21 protein-coding genes are annotated in these 19,265 nt (G+C 67.8%); 10 read left to right on the top strand and 11 right to left on the bottom strand.

The genetic code is table 11. The annotated features are described in order from the left end of the window. Positions 1-59 precede the first annotated feature (59 nt). Entirely contained in the window at positions 60-1,205 is a 1,146-nt protein-coding gene (locus TRAD_RS12220; RefSeq protein ID WP_013178926.1) for an HD-GYP domain-containing protein, read from the top strand. Positions 1,206-1,278: 73 nt separating this feature from the next. Here the strand turns inward: TRAD_RS12220 and TRAD_RS12215 are convergent, their stop codons facing one another. Both TRAD_RS12215 and TRAD_RS12210 read right to left on the bottom strand, forming a co-directional pair. Then, positions 1,279-1,671, bottom strand: coding sequence for a type II toxin-antitoxin system VapC family toxin (locus TRAD_RS12215; RefSeq protein ID WP_013178925.1), 393 nt, complete (start codon positions 1,669-1,671; stop codon positions 1,279-1,281). After that, positions 1,671-1,898, bottom strand: coding sequence for a type II toxin-antitoxin system Phd/YefM family antitoxin (locus TRAD_RS12210; protein ID WP_013178924.1), 228 nt, complete (start codon positions 1,896-1,898; stop codon positions 1,671-1,673). Before TRAD_RS12210 ends, TRAD_RS12215 begins: the two co-directional genes overlap by 1 nt. A gap of 175 nt (positions 1,899-2,073) precedes the next feature. Here TRAD_RS12210 and purB point away from each other — a divergent pair, with 175 nt between their 5' ends. From purB to TRAD_RS12175, 7 genes are all read left to right on the top strand, one after another. Then, the gene (gene purB, locus TRAD_RS12205) at positions 2,074-3,378 is read left to right on the top strand and encodes an adenylosuccinate lyase (protein WP_013178923.1); all 1,305 of its coding nucleotides are present in this window, start codon (positions 2,074-2,076) and stop codon (positions 3,376-3,378) included. After that, entirely contained in the window at positions 3,378-3,845 is a 468-nt protein-coding gene (locus TRAD_RS12200; RefSeq protein WP_013178922.1) for a DUF3093 family protein, read from the top strand. Before purB ends, TRAD_RS12200 begins: the two co-directional genes overlap by 1 nt. 65 nt (positions 3,846-3,910) lie before the next feature. Next, a complete protein-coding gene (purC, locus tag TRAD_RS12195; protein ID WP_245523515.1) occupies positions 3,911-4,648 on the top strand; it encodes a phosphoribosylaminoimidazolesuccinocarboxamide synthase in 738 nt (245 codons plus the stop codon). After that, a complete protein-coding gene (gene purS / locus TRAD_RS12190) occupies positions 4,645-4,965 on the top strand; it encodes a phosphoribosylformylglycinamidine synthase subunit PurS (protein WP_013178920.1) in 321 nt (106 codons plus the stop codon). Before purC ends, purS begins: the two co-directional genes overlap by 4 nt. A gap of 5 nt (positions 4,966-4,970) precedes the next feature. Beyond that, on the top strand, positions 4,971-5,768 hold the full coding sequence (locus TRAD_RS12185) for a glycerophosphodiester phosphodiesterase (protein WP_013178919.1): 798 nt from the start codon (positions 4,971-4,973) through the stop codon (positions 5,766-5,768). 236 nt (positions 5,769-6,004) lie between these two features. Further along, positions 6,005-7,081, top strand: a complete 1,077-nt coding sequence (locus tag TRAD_RS12180; RefSeq protein ID WP_013178918.1) for an AfsR/SARP family transcriptional regulator — start codon at positions 6,005-6,007, stop codon at positions 7,079-7,081. 76 nt (positions 7,082-7,157) lie between these two features. Further along, positions 7,158-7,664, top strand: a complete 507-nt coding sequence (locus TRAD_RS12175) for a hypothetical protein (protein WP_013178917.1) — start codon at positions 7,158-7,160, stop codon at positions 7,662-7,664. Between the two features lie 6 nt (positions 7,665-7,670). Here the strand turns inward: TRAD_RS12175 and TRAD_RS12170 are convergent, their stop codons facing one another. Further along, a complete protein-coding gene (locus TRAD_RS12170; RefSeq protein WP_013178916.1) occupies positions 7,671-8,168 on the bottom strand; it encodes a DUF4385 domain-containing protein in 498 nt (165 codons plus the stop codon). A 97-nt stretch (positions 8,169-8,265) separates the two neighbouring features. On the opposite strand from TRAD_RS12170, the gene TRAD_RS16110 reads away from it, so the two are divergent. Next, positions 8,266-8,526: a hypothetical protein gene (locus tag TRAD_RS16110; RefSeq protein WP_013178915.1), complete on the top strand. Its 261-nt coding sequence runs from the start codon at positions 8,266-8,268 to the stop codon at positions 8,524-8,526. Positions 8,527-8,606: 80 nt separating this feature from the next. Here the strand turns inward: TRAD_RS16110 and TRAD_RS12165 are convergent, their stop codons facing one another. From TRAD_RS12165 to alr, 5 genes are all read right to left on the bottom strand, one after another. Next, on the bottom strand, positions 8,607-9,530 hold the full coding sequence (locus TRAD_RS12165) for a carbohydrate ABC transporter permease (RefSeq protein ID WP_013178914.1): 924 nt from the start codon (positions 9,528-9,530) through the stop codon (positions 8,607-8,609). Then, the gene (locus TRAD_RS12160) at positions 9,531-10,499 is read right to left on the bottom strand and encodes a carbohydrate ABC transporter permease (RefSeq protein ID WP_013178913.1); all 969 of its coding nucleotides are present in this window, start codon (positions 10,497-10,499) and stop codon (positions 9,531-9,533) included. It abuts the gene before it with no gap. Positions 10,500-10,674: 175 nt separating this feature from the next. Then, positions 10,675-12,006 (bottom strand): ABC transporter substrate-binding protein, encoded by a 1,332-nt coding sequence (locus TRAD_RS12155; RefSeq protein WP_013178912.1) that lies wholly within the window; start codon positions 12,004-12,006, stop codon positions 10,675-10,677. Positions 12,007-12,289: 283 nt separating this feature from the next. Then, positions 12,290-13,372 (bottom strand): acyl-ACP desaturase, encoded by a 1,083-nt coding sequence (locus tag TRAD_RS12150; RefSeq protein ID WP_013178911.1) that lies wholly within the window; start codon positions 13,370-13,372, stop codon positions 12,290-12,292. A 197-nt stretch (positions 13,373-13,569) separates the two neighbouring features. Further along, entirely contained in the window at positions 13,570-14,676 is a 1,107-nt protein-coding gene (gene alr, locus TRAD_RS12145; protein WP_185095168.1) for an alanine racemase, read from the bottom strand. 52 nt (positions 14,677-14,728) lie between these two features. Between alr and TRAD_RS15415 the strand changes: the two genes are divergently transcribed. Next, entirely contained in the window at positions 14,729-15,532 is an 804-nt protein-coding gene (locus tag TRAD_RS15415; protein WP_013178909.1) for a CPBP family glutamic-type intramembrane protease, read from the top strand. A 75-nt stretch (positions 15,533-15,607) separates the two neighbouring features. Here the strand turns inward: TRAD_RS15415 and TRAD_RS12135 are convergent, their stop codons facing one another. From TRAD_RS12135 to TRAD_RS12125, 3 genes are all read right to left on the bottom strand, one after another. After that, positions 15,608-16,771 (bottom strand): cation:proton antiporter, encoded by a 1,164-nt coding sequence (locus tag TRAD_RS12135; protein ID WP_013178908.1) that lies wholly within the window; start codon positions 16,769-16,771, stop codon positions 15,608-15,610. A gap of 178 nt (positions 16,772-16,949) precedes the next feature. Continuing rightward, positions 16,950-18,203, bottom strand: a complete 1,254-nt coding sequence (locus TRAD_RS15410) for an amino acid ABC transporter permease (RefSeq protein WP_013178907.1) — start codon at positions 18,201-18,203, stop codon at positions 16,950-16,952. Positions 18,204-18,291: 88 nt separating this feature from the next. Then, positions 18,292-19,083, bottom strand: a complete 792-nt coding sequence (locus TRAD_RS12125) for a transporter substrate-binding domain-containing protein (RefSeq protein WP_013178906.1) — start codon at positions 19,081-19,083, stop codon at positions 18,292-18,294. Positions 19,084-19,265: the final 182 nt, after the last annotated feature.

Raw genomic sequence — 19,265 nt, 5'->3', positions numbered from 1 at the left:
TCGATCCCCCCGCACCCCTCTACAATGGCTTGAACTCAGGTCAAAGGAGATCCGCACCGATGTCCCAAGCGCCCTCTTACCTCGCCACCGACTCTTCGCCCGCTTCCGACCAAAAGGAGCCGAGAGCGCAGCTCATCGTCGCGCTGACGCAGCTCGCCCTCTCGGCCCCCGACATCCCGAGCGCGGTGTTGCCCGCGCTAGAGGCGCTCGTGTCGCGCACGCGGGCGGTGGGTTCGGCCTACTTCCAGGTGGACGGCGGCCTGTTCAAGGCGCGTTCGGCCTCCGGGGTGATGCCGCAGGGTCCGGCGATGGCGGCGATCTTGGCGCACGGGCTGCCCGCCGAGACCCCGCTTATGCGGGCGCTCGAAAGGGGCGCGCTGCCGCTCTTTTTCGACGACACGAGCGCCGCGCCGGAGGCCGCCGGCTTCCCCGAACTCGGTATCAGGAGCCTCGCCGCCGCCCCGGTGCTGAGCCGCGACGGGGCGCTCAAGGGCGCTTTTTTGATGCACACCTTTGAGCCGCACGTCTGGAGCCCGCGCGAGTGCGACCTCTTCGGGGCGGTCGCCGGGACGCTCGCGGCGCTCGCCGCGCGGCTCGTGGCCGAGGAGCAGGCGCTTCTGGAGAAGGAGCGGGCGCTGCGCGCCAAGGAGGGGGCCATCAAAGCGCTCGGCGTGGCGGTCGAGAGCCGCGATTCGGAGGTCAAGGGCCACACCGACCGCGTCACCGAGCTCGCCCTAAGGGTCAGGGAGGCGCTAGCGCTCACCCCGGAGGAACGCGACGCGCTGCGTTGGGGCGCCTACTTGCACGACCTCGGCAAGGTCGCGACGCCCGACGCGATCTTGCATAAGCCTGGACGCCTCTCCGACGAGGAGTGGAGGACGATGCGCCAGCACGTCACCGCGGGGTACCGCGTGGCGGCGCAGCTCGAGTTTTTGCCCCGCGCGACGCTCGAGACGGTTTTGCACCACCACGAGCGTTGGGACGGCCGCGGGTACCCGCACGGGCTGCAGGGCGCTGAGATCCCCCTGTTGGCCCGTATCTTTTCAGTCTGCGACGTCTACGACGCGCTCACCTCCGAACGACCCTACAAAAAAGCCTGGTCGCACGAGGCGGCGCTCGCGGAGATTCGGGCGCAGGCCGGGGCGCAGTTCGACCCCCAGGTGGTCGAGGCGTTCGCGGGGCTTTTCGACGGAGACGCAACGTAAGGCGGTGCAGGCGTGGTCGCGACGCTTGTGCCACCTGTGCTTTTCTGTCAGCTGAGGTCGAAGAAAAGGGAGTTCACCATTCGATTGCGACGGGGAAGGTGGACAGCGCTGGATCTTTGCTGACAAGGGGGACCCCTTCCAGAAGCGCCTGAGCTGCTAAAAGGCGATCGAAGGGGTCTTTGTGCTCCGTGTCAAACTGTCCTGCCAGGCGCGCGTGCGGGATGCGGATAGGGAGCTCCTCGAGCCCTAGCCGTTTGGCGAACGCCGTGTACTGTTGTTCGTCTACGAACGGGGCTACCTCTGGCCACCTGCCGGCACGGTACTTGATGCTCATCTCCCACAGGCTCACAGGGCTCACGAGCAAGGTGTGCTGAGGCTCGCTGAGTAGCGCTAAAGCGCGCCGGCTGAGTAGCTGCGGTGCACCGACGGCCCACGCGAGGGCATGGGTATCGAGGAGCAGGCGCATTAGGTGTTGTAGAAAACGTCGATGATGTCGTCGTCGGTGGGCTCGAGGAGGTCGTTTTCGAACACGATAGGGTAGAAGCCCAGCTCGCGCTTTTCAGGTGCAGAGAGCCCTGTGAGCTTGGCGACCGGTTTGCCATGCCGCGAAATGATGATCTCCTCGCCGCGCAACACCTCCTCGATGAGCTTGGAAAGGTGGGCTTTCACCTCGTGGAGCTGAAGCGTCTTCATGCTTTTTAGTCTACACTTTTTGGTCAAAAAGCCAAAAGCACCCCCCACATGTCCGTATTAGTAGAGGCTATGAAGGGCTAGGGGGATCTAGGAGCTGCGGCACTCCTTATGCTGGGCACTCCTATGCTGATGACGGCAAAGGTGAACGCGCCGAGCGTGCGGTAAGCTGAGCGGCGTGATCGAGCGTTACAGCACCCCCGAGATGACCCGTCTGTGGAGCGAAGCGCACCGCTACCGGGTGTGGCTCGAGGTCGAACTCGCCGCGACCGAGGCGTGGGAGGCGTTAGGGGAGATCCCCGCGGGCACCACCCAGGCGCTGCGCGAGGCGGCGGCGGCGCGGCCCCTAGACGACGCCTTCGCCGCGCGCGTGGCCGCCATCGAGGCCGAGACGCGCCACGACATCGTGGCCTTTACCCGCGCCCTGACGGAGCGCTTCGGGGACGTCGCGCGTTTTATCCACTACGGGCTCACCAGCACCGACGTGGTGGACACCGCGCAGAACGTGATCTTGCGCGAGGCGCTCGCGCTCATCCTCGAGGACGTTCACGCGCTTTTAGCGGCGCTCAAAGAGAAAGCCGTGGCGTACAAGCACACCCCCTGCATTGGGCGCACGCACGGCATCCACGCCGAGCCGACGACCTTCGGGCTCAAATTCCTCAACTTCTACGCGGCGCTCACGCGCGACGCGGCGCGGCTTGAGCGCGCGCGCGAGGGGATCGCCGTCGCCATGCTCTCGGGGTCGGTCGGCACCTACGCGCACGTGCCGCCCGAGGTCGAGGCGCGGGTCGCCGCCGCCCTTAACCTGACGCCCGACCCCGTGACCAACCAGACGGTCGCGCGCGACCGCCACGCCGAGCTGATGAGCGCGCTCGCGATCCTCGGCACCACCATCGAGCGCGTCGCCCTCGAGATCCGCCACCTCCAGCGCACCGAGGTCCGCGAGGCGCAAGAGGGGTTCGCGCGCGGGCAGACGGGGTCGTCGTCGATGCCGCACAAAAAGAACCCCATCGCCACGGAGAACCTGACGGGCGTCGCGCGGCTTTTGCGGAGCAACCTGCAAGCGGCGCTTGAAAACGTCGCCCTGTGGCACGAGCGCGACATCTCGCACTCGGCGCCCGAGCGCGTGCTGCTGCCCGACACCACCACGCTGGCCTCTTACGCCTGCCGCCGCCTCACGCGCGTGCTGCGCGAGCTGGTCGTCTACCCGGAGGCGATGGCGCGCAACCTGGACGCGCTGCACGGCCTTGTCTACTCGCAGCGGGTCTTGCACCAGCTGCTCGAGGCGGGGCTGTCGCGCGAGCGCGCCTACGAGATCACCCAGCGCGCCTCGCTTCAAAGCTGGGAGACGGGCGAGCACCTGCGGGCGGTCCTGGAGGCTGACCCGGACAACCCGCTCTCACCCGAAGCCTTGGCGAGCGCTTTCGACGCGAACTGGTACCTGCGCTTCGTCGACACCATCTACGCGCGCTTTGGGCTCTGATGGCGCGGGCGCGTTACACCGAAGAGCTCCCCTGGCCGGCGCCGGCGCGCTGGCTTTTAAGCCTGATCTTCGCCTCGTTCGCGCTGCCACCGCTATTTAGCGGCTCGAGCGGGCCGCTACAGCTCGCCACCGCACTCGTGTCGTTGGGGTTCGCCGCTCTGGTGTGGGACATGAGCGTGCTGCGCATCCGCGTCGACGACCGTGGTCTCCGGGTCGGCTACCGCTTCTTTTCGGAGACCATCCCCCACGGGGCGATCCTCAGGTGTGGGGCGGTGCGCTACGACCCGCGCACCTGGGGCGGTTACGGGGTGCGGTCGCGCACCTTTCCGCCCAACCCACCCGCGCGGCTCTACAACGTCCCCGGCGACGGCGGCGTCGCGGTGCAACTGCTGCTCGCCGACCGGCAGCTGCTCTTTTCGTCGCGCAACCCGGCGGCCGTGTGCGCGGCGCTTAGGGTGGGGCGGTAGGGGTTGTGGTGGCGGGTGGTGAACCGCAGGCCACGAGCCACGAGCCGTCTTGCTATAGTTGCAGCGTGAACGAGGTCGATGTGCAGGGCGTGCGGCGCGGGGCGCTCCTTTACGAGGGCAAAGCCAAACAGGTCTACGCCACCGAGCATCCGGAGCGGCTTGTGGTCGCCTTTAAAGACGACGCCACCGCCTTTAACGCCCAAAAGCGCGGGGTGATCGCCGGCAAGGGGGAGGTCAACAGCGCCGTCTCGGCGCGCCTCTTTGGGCTCCTCGAGGCCGCCGGGGTGCCGACGCACTTTCTTAAAACGCTGAGCCCGCGCGAACAGCTCGTGCGCGCGGTGCAGATCATCCCCCTCGAGGTCGTCGTCCGGCGCTTCGCGGCGGGGTCGTTCGCCGCGCGCTACGGTGTGGCCGAAGGGGAGGTGCTCGAGCCCACCGTGCTCGAGTGGTGCTACAAGTCCGACGCCTTGGGCGACCCACCTTTAAACGACGACACCGCGCTAGCGCTCAAGCTGGCGACGCCCGACGAACTAAGAGCGCTCCGCCGGCTCGCCCTCAAGGTCTCCGAGGTGCTGGGCGACTTTTTCGCGTCACGGGGCCTTGAGCTCATCGACTTCAAGCTCGAGTTCGGCCGCGCCCCGGGCGGTGAGCTGCTGCTTGCCGACGAGATCAGCCCCGACACCTGCCGCTTGTGGGACCGCCAAAGCGGCGAGCGCCTCGACAAGGACCGCTTCCGCCGCGACTTGGGGGGGGTCGAAGAGGCCTACCAAGAGGTGGCGCGGCGCGTTTTGGAGGACGCGTGAACGACCCCATCCAACCGAACCCCGTCCAACCGACCTTTCGCGCCACGGTCCGCGTGACCCTAAAGCGCGCCATTCTAGACCCGCAAGGCCGCGCCGTCGAGGCGACCCTGAAGCGTTTGGGGGCGACCAACGTCGAGGACGTGCGCATCGGCAAACTCATCGAGCTCTCGCTCACAGGCGAGCGCAGCGCCGTCGAAAAGCAGCTGGGTGAGCTGCTCGCGCGCGTGCTCAGCAACCCGGTGATGGAGGAAGCGACCTACACCCTGACCGAAGTCGGTGGTGAGGGCGCGCCCGCAGAGACGCCGACCGGGGCGTAAGGTCGGTGTACGCCGCGCTGCTGCTCATGACCCTCGCGGTGTGGGCGCTTTTGTGGTTTCCCCGCCCCCTCCCCGGGGTCACGCGCGCCCCGCCGCTCCTCATTGGCCACCGCGGTGTGCGCGGCGGCTTGCCGGAAAACAGCGTCGCCGCCTTTGAGCGCGCCCTGGAAGCGGGCTTAGACGGCCTCGAGACCGACGTGCAGTGCGCCTTGGGTGGCGAGATCGTCCTCGTGCACGACACCGCGCTACCGGACGGGCGCAAGGTCGCCGAGCTGCACCCGGATGACCTCGAAGCGGCTATCCCGACGCTCGCGACCTTGGGGGAGCTTTTCGCGGTGGCGCGGCGCTACCCCGGCGTGCTCATCAACCTCGAGCTCAAAACCCAAAGCTGGCGCACGCAGGGGCTCGAGCGGCGCACCGTCCACGCGGTGCGGGCTTCGGGTCTGGCGGGGCAGACGCTGATCTCGAGCTTTAACCCGCTCTCGCTGCTGCGCGTCCGGCTGCGCGCCCCGGAGCTGCGCGTGGCGCTCCTCTACGCGCCGGACGGCCCCAGGGGGTTGCGCTCGAACGCGTCGGCGCTGCTTTGGGCGCGGCTCCTTCACTGCGACGCGCTGCACCCGCACCACAGCCTCGTCACCCCGGCCTTGGTGCGCGCTGCAGCGCGCGCCAGGGTGCCGCTCAACGTCTGGACGGTCAACGTCGCCGAACGCGTCGGGGAGCTTGTGCGGCTTAATGTGAACGGTCTTATGGCAGACGACCCCGAAGCGCTCCAAGATGCTGTAGGTCACGCAGGGAGCCGTTAGCCGCTCGTTCGTTTGGGGCCGGAAGGGGTTTCGGGGGTCGGCTGCGTCTGGGGTGCACCCTTTTGGCGCCAGGCTCGCTGCCGACCCTGACGACCGCTGCGAGGAGGCCCCGTGGAGCCGATAACCACCGCTTTGGCGCTGGTGGACGCGCCCAAGACCGTTCTGACGACCGCACCGACGCCCGCTCTCTTTCGCCCCCGACGCGGCGCGCGCGCTCGTACCCCTTGGAGGCGGCTATGACGGCCGAGGTCGGGCTCGAACACCGTACAGATCGTCTGGTCGTCGCCGTCGACGACGAGCCGAGTGTGCGCAAGCTGATCGACCTCATCCTGTCAGCGGCGGGGTTTTCGGTGCTCACCTTTGAGCGTCCCCAGGACGCCCTGAGCGAACTCGAGAGCGGGTTGCGCCCGGACGTTATCGTGTCAGACGTCACCATGCCGGGGATGGACGGTTTCGCCTTCTGCCGGGCGGTGCGCGCTACGGCCGAGCTGCGCGCAGTGCCCTTTTTGTTCCTGACCGCCCTCGATGAACGCGCCTCGATGCGCCAGGGGATGCTGTTGGGGGCAGACGACTACCTTACCAAACCCTTTGTCAAACGCGAGCTCGTCGAGGCCGTCGAGCGGCGCCTCGCGCGCTTCGCCGAGATCCGCCGCCCCGCGGGGGGCAAGCTAAGGGTCTACGGCTTCGGCTCGCCGACCGTCGAGCGGGACGCGGAGCGCCTCGAGTGGGACTCGCTCAAGGCGCTCGAGCTGCTCTTTTACCTTTTGGAGCACCCTCGCGGCGTGTCGACCTTCGAGGTCGCCGAGGCGCTCTGGCCGGGCAAGACGGAGGCGAAAGCGAGCAGCTCGTTTCACACCACCCTCTACCGGTTGCGCAAGGTCATCGGGGGCGAGGTCGTGCGCTCGGCGAACCGCCGCTACTACCTGCAGGGCGGCCTGGTGCTCGAGTACGACGTCGCGCGCTACCGCGCGCTCGCCGCCGCCGCGCGGCGCAGCGGCGCGCTGGCCGACTACGCGCGCGGCGCCGAGCTCTACCGCGCCGACTTCCTTCTGGGCGTCGATTCGGCGTGGGCCGAGACCACGCGCTTGACGCTGCACACCGAGCACCTCGCGCTGCTCGTCGCCGCCGCCGAGCTCGCCGACCGCGCGGGCGACTACGAGGCCGCGACGCGCTTCTACAGCGCCACGACCCTGCACGAACCCTATAGCGAGAGCGCGTGGGAGGCGCTCGCTAACCTCTGGGAGCGGCGCGGCCACCTCGCCAAAGCCGCGGAGGTGCGCGGCCGCTTCGAGAGCCTCATGAGCGAGCTGTGACCGCTGTGCTGAAAAACGGCTGAGAAGCGCCGCGACCCCTTAAGTCTGGCTTAAGGGCGCTGCGCTCTACTGCCTTATGCACTTCTCTCGGCGACTTGACACCCCCGCTGCAACGTGGGTGCCTCACCCCTCGGCGAGCCCGACTTGGGTCGCGCTCACGGCGCAGTGGCGTCGCTCCTGGCTCGTCGGCAAGCTCGCGCGCGCCCTCGGGGTGCGCCGGAAGGCGTTTAGGGCCGCGTTGACGCGCGCGGGCTCCGACCTCGCTAAGCTGCGGCAGCTGTCGCTCGCAGAGCTCACAGCGCTCCCCGAACTCACCCTCGAGGAGGCCGAAAAGCTCTTCTACGTCGTGCAGTGGGAGCGTCTGCAAGCGCACCTCGAGCTGTGCGGCACGCTGCCGGGGGACGCCGAACTCGGCCCTCTGCTCGCCTCTCTAAACCCCCTCTTTGAGCGCCACTTCCACGCTCGCATCCAGCTGAGCGCCCCGTTTGTCAAGGACTACCGCGCCCTCTTCCCCACGCCGCACGCGTGTCGGTGGCCGCGCCCCTGTTTGGAGCTGCTCCTCACACCGCAAGGCGCCGTTTAAGGCCGTCTAGCGCCCTCTTTCAAAGCGGGCGATGTGCTCCGCCCGCTGCCGTTTGTACTCGGGGTGCTCCCTCGCCTGGACGTAGCGCTTGTAGAAGATCGCCGCCGCTGCGGCTTTGACGGGGTCTTCGTGGCGGGGGAGCTGCGTTCGTCCGTGCGCCCCACTCTGCCCCTTTTTGTCCCGCGGTACCGGACCGTCGTACTTTTTGCCGCCCTTGTGGTTGGCGTAGCGGCGCGCGCGCGTCCAACCCATCTGCAAAAACTTGCGCGCCATGTCGGCGCCCGGAAAGTCGCCCGCGGCGAGGTACGCCTCGAACATCTCGTAGAGTTTCGCCGATGAGGCTTCCGCGACCTCCGGCGTTTTAAAGCGCCAGTGGGGGAGGAGCTCGCTCTTGTACGGTTCGACCAGCAGCACCCCTTGCTCCCCCTTGCCGATGCGGTAGCGCTCCGGGTGCTTGCGGAAGTCGATCGCCTTAAAGTCCTGGTTGTAGTCGAACTTGGCCACGCGCGCGCCTCCCCTCGAAAGACCCTCCAGAGAACTGTAAGGCCCTGCCGAGTCGAGGACTGCGCGCGCTTTCATAATCGGGGGCGAAAGGGGGAGCATGCTGCACGTAAGTGACACCACACCCGGTTCGGGGCTACCCGGCGCCGATCTACCGACGCCGCAGGACGTCCCGACGCCCGACCGGCCACCCGTTGGTACCCCAGGCCAGACGCCCATAGACACCCCGGTGGACGCGCCACCGCCCGACGTGCCCCTAGAGGTGCCCGAAGACGGCGACCGCGACGCCCTGCTGGGGTCGCCGGAGCGCGAACGGCCCGACGAGCGAGACGACGCCCCCGGCCCCGAGGGGGTGCGGTAGTTTAGGTCGCTTGTGAGGCCTCCGCCCTGTGATGACCCCGTGCCCCGGGAGGTGCGGGGTCTAGGTCGGGGGCGGCTGCGCTACCGGTCGCCCGTCCCGGTGATCGAGATACCCTTCATGAAGTAGGGCTGAAAGACCAGAAAGACGATCAAGACCGGCAGCATCACGACCAGGCTCGCCGCCATCATCCAGTTCCACGCGGGCGCCCCGCCCGCGGCGAACTCGAACTGCCTAAGGCCGAGCTGCAAGGTGTAGAGCCGCTCGCTCTGGAGGTAGAGCAGGGGCCGCAGAAAGTCTTGCCAGGCACCCTGAAAGGTGAAAATAGCGACCGTGGCGAGCGCCGGTTTGCTGAGCGGCAAGACGATGCTCCAGAAGATGCGCAGCTCCGAGGCGCCGTCGATCTTGGCGCTTTCGGAGAGCTCCATCGGCACGCCCCGCATAAACTGCCGCAGCAAAAAGATGTTAAACGAACTTCCCGCCAGAATGGGGGGGGCTACGAGGGGCAAAAAGGTGTTGACCCAGTTGCTCGAGCCCTGCAGCCCAAAAGCCGGCAGGTGCGCGAAGAGGATAAACTGCGGGATGAGCGTGACCACGCCGGGGAGCATCATGGTCGCCAGCACGAGGCCGAACATCAGGTCGCGCCCCGGCCAACGCAGCCGCGCAAACGCGTAGGCGACGAGCGCGCACGAGAGCACCATCCCCACGACCCCGACGAAGGTGATGATGAGGGTGTTGACCGTCCAGCGGACCCACATGCCAAAGGCGAAGGCGTAGCGGTAGTTTTCCCAGGCTACCTCGCTGGGGATCCAGCGGTTGCCCACGAGGTCGGCGGGGGTCTTGAGCGACGTCGAGATCATCCACAGGAGCGGTACGAGAAAGAGAAACGCGATGCCCGCGAGGAGCAGCCACGCCACGGCGCGCCCGAGTGACAAGCGGAGCCGAGGGGGTTGGGGGTGGGCGCGCTCCGCAGCGACCCGACGCGCGACGGGACGAAAGAGCGCCATCTACCTCTCCGCCTCGTAGTGCACCCAGCGCTTAGAGAGCCAGAGCTGGAGGAGGGTGATGACGAGGATGATGGCGAACAAGATCCAGGCGAGCGCCGAAGCGTAGCCCATCTGCAACCCCTCCGCGCCGATGCGGCCGAAAGCGCGGTTGTAGAGGTAGAGGACGTAGAACATCAAAGAGCCGCCGGGGCCGCCCAAAGCGACGTCGCGCCCACCGCTGCCGGCGATGATAAAGGCCGAGTCGAAGATCTGAAAGGTGCCGATAATGCTCGTGATCACCAGGAAAAAGGTCGTCGGCGAGAGCATCGGCAGGGTGATAAAGCGCACCTTGGCCCACGACGAGGCGCCGTCGATCTCGGCGGCCTCGTAGAGCGACCTGGGCACCCCGCGGAGGCTCGCGAGGTAGATGAGCACGTTGGTGCCGATCCACCAGAGGCCCATGACGACCAAGCCCGGTTTGGTCCAGCGCGGGTCGACGAACCAGGCGGGTCCCTGGACGCCAAGCGCGGCGAGCCCGCTGTTGAGGAGGCCGTTGGGGGAGAGGATCCACTGCCAGAGGAAGATGGCGGCGACGCCCGAGAGCACGGTCGGCAGGTAGATGACCGTCTGAAAAAAGCGGCTCCCCGGCAGGTTGAGGTTGAGCAAGAGGGCGATACCGAGCGCCGAGAGGATGACCACGGGCGTTCTGACCCCGACCATCCAGAAGGTGTTCTCCAAAGACTGCCAGAAGTAGGGGTCGCGCAAGAAGATCGTCTCGTAGTTGCGCAACCCCACCCATTCGGGGGCGCGGATGAGGTTGTAGCGGGTAAAGCTCGCGTATAGGGAGAACAGCATCGGCCCCGCGGTAAAGAGCAGGAAGCCGATGAGCCACGGCGCTGCGAACAGCCAGCCGACGAGGGCCTCGCGGCGCGCCAGCTTGGACCTGCGGCGCGGGCGCCGCTGCGAAGCGGAGACCTCCGCACGGGTCATCGTATCACCACCATTCACCTCGAGGTTCTAAGGGTAGCGTTACCGGCCGCGGGCGCGCAAACCGCATCCGCAACCGAACCGGGGTGAGCGTCAAGGTAAACACCCTCAAGGCGCCGCAGGTCGTGGGGAGCCCTCCTGCCTCCCCCACGACCCGCAGCTGCCCTTAGGCGGCGCGTTACTGGTTCTGCTCGAGGGTGGTGTCGATAAGCCTCTGCGCCTCCTCCAAGGCCGCCTCGACCTCGAGCTCACCGGACCAGATGCGTTCGTACTGCCTGTCGAGCTCCTGCTGCCAGTTGGCGTAAGCGGGGACGAAGGTGCGGTTTTCCGGGCGCACCGCCTCGACCGCCTCGATGTACGACGCCCAGTTGGGGTCGGCCATGAGGACGGGGTCGCGCGCGGCGTCCCTGCGGGTCGGGATGGCGTAGGTGTCGCGCGCCCAGGAGGTCTGCGCTTCGGGGCCGGTCGCGCACTTGATCAACTCCCACGCCGGTTCGACGTTCTCGGCGCCCGTCGGGATAGAGAGCGCAAAACCCCCCGAGTCGGACACGGATTCCGCACCCTCGTTGTGGGGAATCGGCGCGACGCCCCACTCGAGCTCCACGCTCTCGCCGTTATCGAGCGCGATCTGCGGGCGGTAGAAGTTGAGGATCGACGAGTAACCGGCGGTCTCGACGATCATCGCGACTTTGCCCGACATGAAGTAGTCGTTGGGGGGCGCGCCGACGGTCGCTTGAAACTGCGACAGCTGCCGCCAACCGCCGTAACGCTCCACCCAGCCTTTGAGCCACTCGAGCGTTTCGGCGACCGCGGGGTCGTCGACGACCGGGCGGCCATCTTGCACCCACTGGTGGCCGTTATTGAGCACCCAGATACCGGGCGTACCGTTGCCGCGCAGCGGGTCGATGGCGAGGCGCTCGAGGGCGCCGTTGTCGGCGACGCGGTCGAGCGCGTCGGCGGCGGCCTCTAGCTCCGCCCACGTGGCCGGCGGGTCCTCGGGGTCGAGCCCCGCTTGCTCGAAGAGCGTTTTGTTGTAGTACATTACGCGCACGTCGGTCTCGAAGGGGACGCCGTAGCTTTCACCCTCGTAGAGCGTCTCCTGCCAGGTAAAGGGCCAGAAGGCGTCTTCGGAGAGCCCATCGCGCTCGATGAGCGCCTGCAGGCTCTGCTGAATCCCCTCGGCGGCTTCGCGCGGCAGCTGCGGGCGGTCGGAGACGATCACGTCGGGCATCCCCGAACCGGCTGAGACGGCGGCGATGTTGGCGGTCCAGATGTCGCCCCAAGGTTTAAAGACCTCGGTGACGCGGACGTTGGGCAGCGCCTCTTGGCAGATGGCCAACACCCGGCGCAGCGCGTTGCGCCGCGTCGGCGAGCCCCAGAAGTGCCACAGCTCGACCTCGCCGGCGACCTCCGGGTTTAGCGGCGGCGCCTCCTGGGCGGAACCCGCGGTGGGAACGAGCGTCGCCGCGCTCAGCGCGCAAGCGAGCAGCAACCGAGACGGACGTGACATAAAGCCCCCTTTGTCTAGAGCGCTCTAAAGCGCCCAGACGCGCGCCGCGATGGGGACGCGGCACATCGAGGATGGACGCCTAAGCTCGGGGTACCTAGGCGCCGCCTAACCCCCCATAGGTTAGTTCGCACTCCCGAGAGCTTACCTTAAAGCACACTAAAGTGCAATAAGTTGTGGGGTGTGTGAAGTGTGGGTAAGGCGGTATTTGTGTCTGAAGCGTGCACTACTTAAAAAAACAACCTGCACCACCGTGAGTGCAGGTCAAAAGAGAAGCTTGGGTCTGCTACTTTTGCGGCCACTCCGGGTTGGGGACGAACACCAAGGGGTCGATCTCGTCGCGGCCGATCTCCCGTTCATAGGCGATCACCTTGTCGTGGATGCGCCTGACGTCCCCCTCGATAAGGCCGTAGTCGAAGCTGTCCCAGATGGCGGTCTGCTGCGTGCCTTCGTCGCGTTTGTCGGGGACGATGCGGCCCCTTTTAATGCCCTCCTCGAGCTTTTTGCGGCTCTCGATGCCCAGGTTGCGAAAGACGATCTGCACGACGTCGCGGGCGTACTCGCGGGGGCCGTAGACGCCGGCTTTGTAGACGGCGTAGTTAAAGGCGTCCCAGTCCGGCACGATGTCGTGCGCGGGCATGGTGAAGTGGGTGATGACGTCGCGGATGGCCTCTAGGGTGCGCTGCGGGTAGTAGTAGAGAAAGAGCCGCACCCCCTCCAGGAAAAAGTTGTAGTGCGCCGCCTCGTCGACCGCGATGGTCTGCGCGACCTGCGCGAGCACCGGGTCGGCGTCCCCTTTGTGCTGCGGCTTGTCGGACTTGCCGCGCGCGATCTTTAACAGGTTGAGGTAGTTGAGCTGCGTGGCGCGCTCTTGAAAAACGGTGTAGACGAGGTTTCTAAGGGCGTCGCCCTCCCACAGGCTGCGGTGAACCGACGAGCGCAGGTCCTCCTTGTACGACTCGATGAATTCGGGGGTGCGGCGGCGCGAGAAGAGGACTGCGTTCTCCCAGGTGTCGGCGTGCTTCTCCTCCTCGGCCCCCCAGCGGAGCTGAAAGTGGCTGCGGCCGTGGCTTTTGCGCACGAGGTTGAGGATCTCGTCGACGTAGTCGGGGGTAAAGTACTCGACCGCGAAAAACCCCTGCAGGATCTGGATGAGCGGTTCGGAGAGATCCTGGCGGAGCTTGCGCCACTCAAAGGACTTGTCGGGGTTCCAGTTGCGCGTCGCTTGGCTGCGGGCGGTGTACCAGCGGTAGAGGCCCAGAAAACCGCGTTCGATCAGCCGGTCTTTCTCCCGGCGGCTTAGTAGGCCGGCGGGGGTGCGTGGTTTCAGGTCGTCAAAAAGGGTCGTCGGCGGGGCGATGGCGTCCATAGGGCTCCTTATAAAGGGGTCCCGCGGTAAAGCGGCGATTTCTTGCTGGTGCAGTCGGAACGGCAGCGCACCGCTCGAAAGTGCTCTACTCTACCAGACACCCCCCGCGGTGAGCGCTCCCCCCCTACGCGCCCACGTTAACCGTCCCTTTAGCTGCGGTTTTGACCCTAGCGCACACGTGTGAGCGCATCTCCCCATCAGGGCGCGTCGACCGCGTCGACGTAAGACCTCGCGACGCGCCGACCGAGCTGCGTCAGCAGCTCGTAGGAGATCGTCCCGACGCCCCCCGCGAGGTCCTCGGCGGTCGGGCCTTCGGGGCCGAAGAGCACGGCGCGTTCGCCGACGGTGACCGTAAGGTCGCCGACGTCGACCATCAGCTGGTCCATGCAGACGCGCCCGACGATTGGGCAGAGGCGCCCTTGGAGGCGGACGCGGGCGTGTGGCGTGGCGCTCAGGCCGCGCGGGTAGCCGTCGGCGTAGCCGAAGCGGACGGTGGCGACGGTGGTGTCGCGGGGGGCGCGCCAGAGGCCGCCGTACGAGATGGGGGTGCCGGCCGCGACGCGCTTGACGAAGGTCACGGGGGCCGAGAGGGTCATCACGGGCGTCAGCTCGGGCGCCAGAGCGGCGATAAAGGGGCTTGCATGGTAGCCGTAGACGGCGATGCCGGGGCGCACGAGGTCGAAGTGCGAGGCGGGGTGGGCGAAAAGCGCCGCCGAGTTGGCGGCGTGTTTGAGCGGTACGGTGATCCCCGCGCGCCCCAAAGCGGCGAGCGTGTCGCTAAAGCGCGCCAGCTGGACCTGCGTAAAGCTCGAGTCGGGTTCGTCGGCGGCGGCGAGGTGCGTCCAGAGCCCCTCGAGCGTCACCCCGCGGGCGCGGCTTAAGCGCTCGGCGGTCTTCAGGGTAGCGGCGAGCGGTTCGCCGAGCCGCCCCATACCGGTGTCCGTTTTGAGGTGCACGCGGGCGCCCGGGACGCTTCCCGCCGCCCGCACCACGGCCTCGGCGCTGCGCGCGTCCACGACGCTAAGCGCGACACCTTGTGCGATCAGCGCCTCCAAGCCCTCGTAGACGGGGCCGAAGATGAGGATGTCGGCGCTGATCCCCGCTCCCCGCAGCTCGAGCGCCTCATCGGCGGTCGCGACCCCGAACCAGGGGACGCCCAAGCGCTCGAGCTGCCGCGCCACCTCCGGGGCGCCGTGCCCGTAGGCGTTCGCCTTGACGGGGACGAGCAGCTGCGCGCGGGTGCGCGCGCGCAGCGAAGCGAGGTTGCGCGCGAGGGCGCGGAGGCTGATCTCGGCGTGCGGCACGCCCTTTAGCATACCCATTTGGGCGGCTAAGGGCGCGCGTTAAGATGCCCCCGTGCCCCCTCACGTACAGCGCTTCGTACCGCTCGCCGCGCTCCTCGCCGTGACCGTGCTCTGGGTGGCGCACGGGGCGTGGCTCTGGGGCGCGCCCTTCGCGCTCCTTTTCGGCGTCGCCCTCCGCTACGAGAGCCCCTACCGCCGCCGCCGCTACCTGGCGCTCGCCGCCGCCGTGGTGGTGCTCGCGCTCGCGCCCATCAGCACCGACACGAGCCCCTACAACTTCGTGCTACTAGGCGCCTTTTTTCTCTCGGCGATCGCCCTGCCCGCGCTGGTGCTGTGGCACGAAGACCCGCACCCGGTGACCTTCAAACTGCTGCCCGAGCGGCTCGAGCCTTTGGAGCTGTTCTACGTCCTGCTCTCGGTGCCGCTCGCGTGGGGGGCGTTCGCGCTCTACTTCGGCGTCCTGAGCCCCGAGGTGCCCTTTAACTGGAGCCTGCCGCGGGTGCCGGACGACGCCTCGTTGCTGCGGCTTTTCGTCGGGATCAACTTGGTCGGCATCTGGGACGAGCTGTTTTTCATCAACGTCTGCTACGCCGTACTGCGCGGGCTCTTCGGGGCGCGCACCGCCAACGTGGCGCAAGCGGTGATCTACACGACTGTCCTCTACACGATGGCCTTTCGCGGCGTCGGTCCCGTGTTCGTCTACCTCTTCGCGCTCACCCAGGGGGCGATGTACGAGCGCTCGAGGGCGCTCCTGTGGGTGCTCGTCGTCCACCTCATCGTGGACTACTTTCTCTTCCAGGCGATCGTCTCGGCGTACTACCCGGGGCTCTCGGTGTGGTGGCACGGACGGCTATGACGACGGTGGAACTATCGGCACCGCAGTGCGTGTAGTACGTGGTGTGGCCGCCGTATCCGTCTGGCGCGCCCAGGTCTAAGTCGCCGCCTCGCCGGGGAGGGCGTCGAGAAACCCCCCGACCCTCCTTAGGTGGTTCATGCGGAGCGTCATCGCGGCGGGGCCGACGAGGTTGCTCACCGTGACGGCGATGACGAGGGCTGAAAAGAGCTTGGCGGGGATGAGCCCGCCCAAAAACGCGGTGGTCGCGAACACCAACCCCGGCAAGCCCCGCGGCATCATCCCGAAGGCGACGAGCCACGGGTCGCAGCCGTCGCGGCGCGCCCGCTCACCGAGCGCGAGCGCGATGGGTAGGGGGGTGACGAGACACGCCCCGACGAGGGGCGCGGCGAGCGCCCAGCTACCCGTGTCGAAAAGGGCGCGCGCCGAGATCAGCGTCCCGACGAAGAGGAAAAAGATGGGTACGCACAGGTCGAGCAGCGACTCGATGTAGACGACCTCGCGCTGGCGCACGAGCGGGCCGAGCAGGTAGCCGCTCAAAAACGCCCCCGCGAGCGCGGTCACGCCCGCTTGCGCCGAGAGCCAAGCGGCGCACACGGCGACGCCGAGCGGGTAGAGCGCGGGGGCGCCCCGCAGCCAGGGGAGCCGCGAGAGCAGCTTGAGGCCGCCGAAAAGGAGCAGCAGGGTCAGCAGCGGGCGCGCGAGCGCGGCGGCGAAGGTACCGGTAGCGGCGGCGACGGTGGTGGCAAACGTGAGAAAGAGGAGGCTCGGGAGGTCGTCGACGATCGAGGCGGCGACGAGCACCCGCCCCGTGCGCGACGCGAGAAACCCCCCCTCGCTGAGGACGCGCGCGGCGACGCCCGCCCCCGAGGTCATGATGACGGCGGTCGCGAGCAGGAGTTCGGCGCGCCCAAGGGCCAAAAGCGGCGAGAGCGCGAACATGGTGGCCATCGGGACGAGCGAGCCGAGGCCGGCGATGCGCAGCACGTGGCGTCCGGCGCCCCGAAACGACGCCGTCTGCATGGTCAGGCCGACGAAGAAAAAGAGGATGACGGTGCCGAGCTCCGCAAAGCCGCGCATCAGGGCGACCTCGTGCGCCTGGAGCAGGTAGTTGCCGATCACGAAGCCGAAGCCGATCTCGAGGACCGTCGCGGGGCTGCCGAGGCGCCGCAGCGCCCCAGCGGCGGCGCGGCACACGAGGAGCGCGACGAAAAAAAGGGCGAGGACACTAAGGGGCGACATACCGCTACCCACACCGCCTTACGTCCTCGGCTGCCGTCGTCACCGCGTTCACCGTCACCTCCCGAGCGCCGCTCGCGGCATCACCTGCTGTGGCGTCGCCGCGAGCGCCGATGTCGCGCGAAGAATACGCGTTTTGAACGACGACGGGCGTGCGTTCGGATACGGTGGCGGTGCTAGCTCACCTGCCGAACTTCGTGCGCCCTTCGAGCCATTTGAGTAGGCTCGAGGCGGCCAGCGTCAGGCCGATGTAGAGGAGCGCCACGGTGTTAAAGGGCGGAAACACCTGGAAGTTCGATGCCTGGTACTCGCGGGTGAGCTGCGTGAGCTCGCGCACCCCCAGGATCGAGAGCAGCGAGGTGTCTTTGAGCATGGCGATAAACTCGTTGCCGAGGGGCGGGGTGACGATCCGCAGGGCTTGGGGCAGCACGACGAAGCGCGCGCTCTGCCAGCTCGAGAGCCCCAGGCTGCGCGCCGCCTCGAGCTGCCCTTTGGGGATGGCTTCGATCCCCGCGCGGAAGATTTCGGCCATGTAGGCCGCGTACCCGAGGGCGATGGCGACCCCCCCGCGCATCAGGATGGGCATGTTGAGAAGACCGCCCGTGGCGTCGCGCAGGGCCGCCTGCAGGGGAAAGCCCACGTAGAGGATAATGACCAGCATGGGGATACCGCGGATCATGTCGACGTAGAGCTCGGCAAAGACCGCCAGGGGGTGCTCGCGGCTGCGGGCGGCGGCGGCGGTGAGCATCGCCAAAAGCACCCCGAGCACCCCCAAGACGAGCGCCGGGTTGCGCGCCTCGGGGGGCAAGAAGGTCGTCTCCCAGAGGACGTTTGCCCCCGCCGGCAGCGCCTCTTGGGGGATCAAGGCGGCGCTCACGGTGCCCGCTTCCAAAGCCGCCAGCGCCGCTTCGGCGCTGATCGCAGCGCGCACCGCAAAGCCCGCCCCCTCGGCCCCCTCACCGGCGTAGCGGCCCGTCTGGATGGGGGTGACGACCCGCGAGGGGGTCCCCTGGATGATGGCGACGCGCCCACCCGGCTGCCCGACGAGCGCGTAGGTCACGGGGGGGCGGGTAAAGAAAAAGAGGCTGCCGAGGAGCGCGGCGAGGACGAGGGCGCCGAAGGTAAGCAGCGTGCGGCGCCCCAGTTTAAGGAGCAAAAGCCCTGCGAGCCCCAGACCGAGCACGAGCGCTCCCGCGTAGGCCGCGACCGTCACGGCGACCGTCACCCCGAGCCCGGGTCCGATGTAGGCGAGCGCCCGCGTGTAGTCGGGGGCGCTGACAAACAGGTAGACGACGAAGGGCAGCGCGGCGAGCAGGACGAGGTAGCTCGGCCGCAGCCGGCTCCAGCGGCCTCGCGGGCGGCTCGGCGCTGCGGGGGCGGGGCGCGCCGGGGCGCTCCCCAAGCCGCTCAGCGGGTTGTCGGGCGCGCGGCTCACCGGCCGTTCTCGCCGCTAGCGGGGCCGCCGCTCTCTAGAGCGCGAAAGAGCCCGGACGTGTCCGGGCCCAGAGGGTGCTGCACCCCGCCTACTCCTCGGCGACGAGCCACTTTTGAACGAGCGCGTCGAGGGTGCCGTCGGCTTGGATCATCTCGATACCGGCGTTGAGCGCGTCGACGAGCGGGTCGCCCTGGGGGACGACGAAACCCAGCTGGTCGCCCGATGCGACCTCGCGGATGCTGACGACGAGCTGCCCGGCGTACTGCGCGGCGAAGGCGTCGGCGGTGACGTCGTCGATCACGACGCCGTCGACGTCGCCCGTGAGGAGCGCCTGGATGGCGGTCGCGAAGGTGTCGTAGAGGCGCGTGCGCTCGCGCCCGGCGAGCCGCTCGGCGGTCATGGCGTTCGTCGTACCGGTCTGCGCGCCGAGCACCAGGTTTCCTTCCTCGAAGTCGGCGATCGTCAGGTCTTCGTCGCCGACGCGTACGGCGATCGCTTGGCTGACCTCGTAGTAGGGGATGGTGAAGTCGACGATCTGCTCGCGCTCGGGCGTGATCGATACGCCGGAGGCGACCATGTCGAACTCGCCGTTGGCCAGCGCGGCGAAGATGCCGTCCCAGGCAGTCGTCTGAAACTGGGCGACGCAGTTGATGCGCTCGCAGATGGCGTTCATCACGTCGACGTCGAAGCCGACGATCTCGCCCTCTTGGTTGACGGTCTCAAAGGGCGGGTAGGTGGTGTCCGAACCGATCAGCAGCGTTCGCCCGCCGAGGTCGGGCACGGCTGTGTCCTGAGCGCCCTCTTGCGCCAGGGCGAGCGACGCGAGGCCGAGAAGGGCGAGCGGCAGGGCGGCGGAGCGTAGGGGTGTCAGTCGCATCATTTTTCCTCCAGAGAAGGCGATTATAGACCGGCAGCCGGGCGCCGTAAAAGCCTCTCGGGGTCGCCCCGAGACGACGTGGGCGCACCGGCCGCCGAACCGAGAGCTGACATGACGGCGCGCGGCGACGGACGGCGACAAACGTGACGTCGCGGCCTCCCACGGGGGGTGGCTTTGCTATGCTC

It is taken from the genome of Truepera radiovictrix DSM 17093 (genome assembly GCF_000092425.1).
GTDB classification, from domain to species: domain Bacteria; phylum Deinococcota; class Deinococci; order Deinococcales; family Trueperaceae; genus Truepera; species Truepera radiovictrix.
Note: the sequence above shows the minus strand (reverse complement) of the source record. Positions and strands in the feature narration are given on the sequence as shown.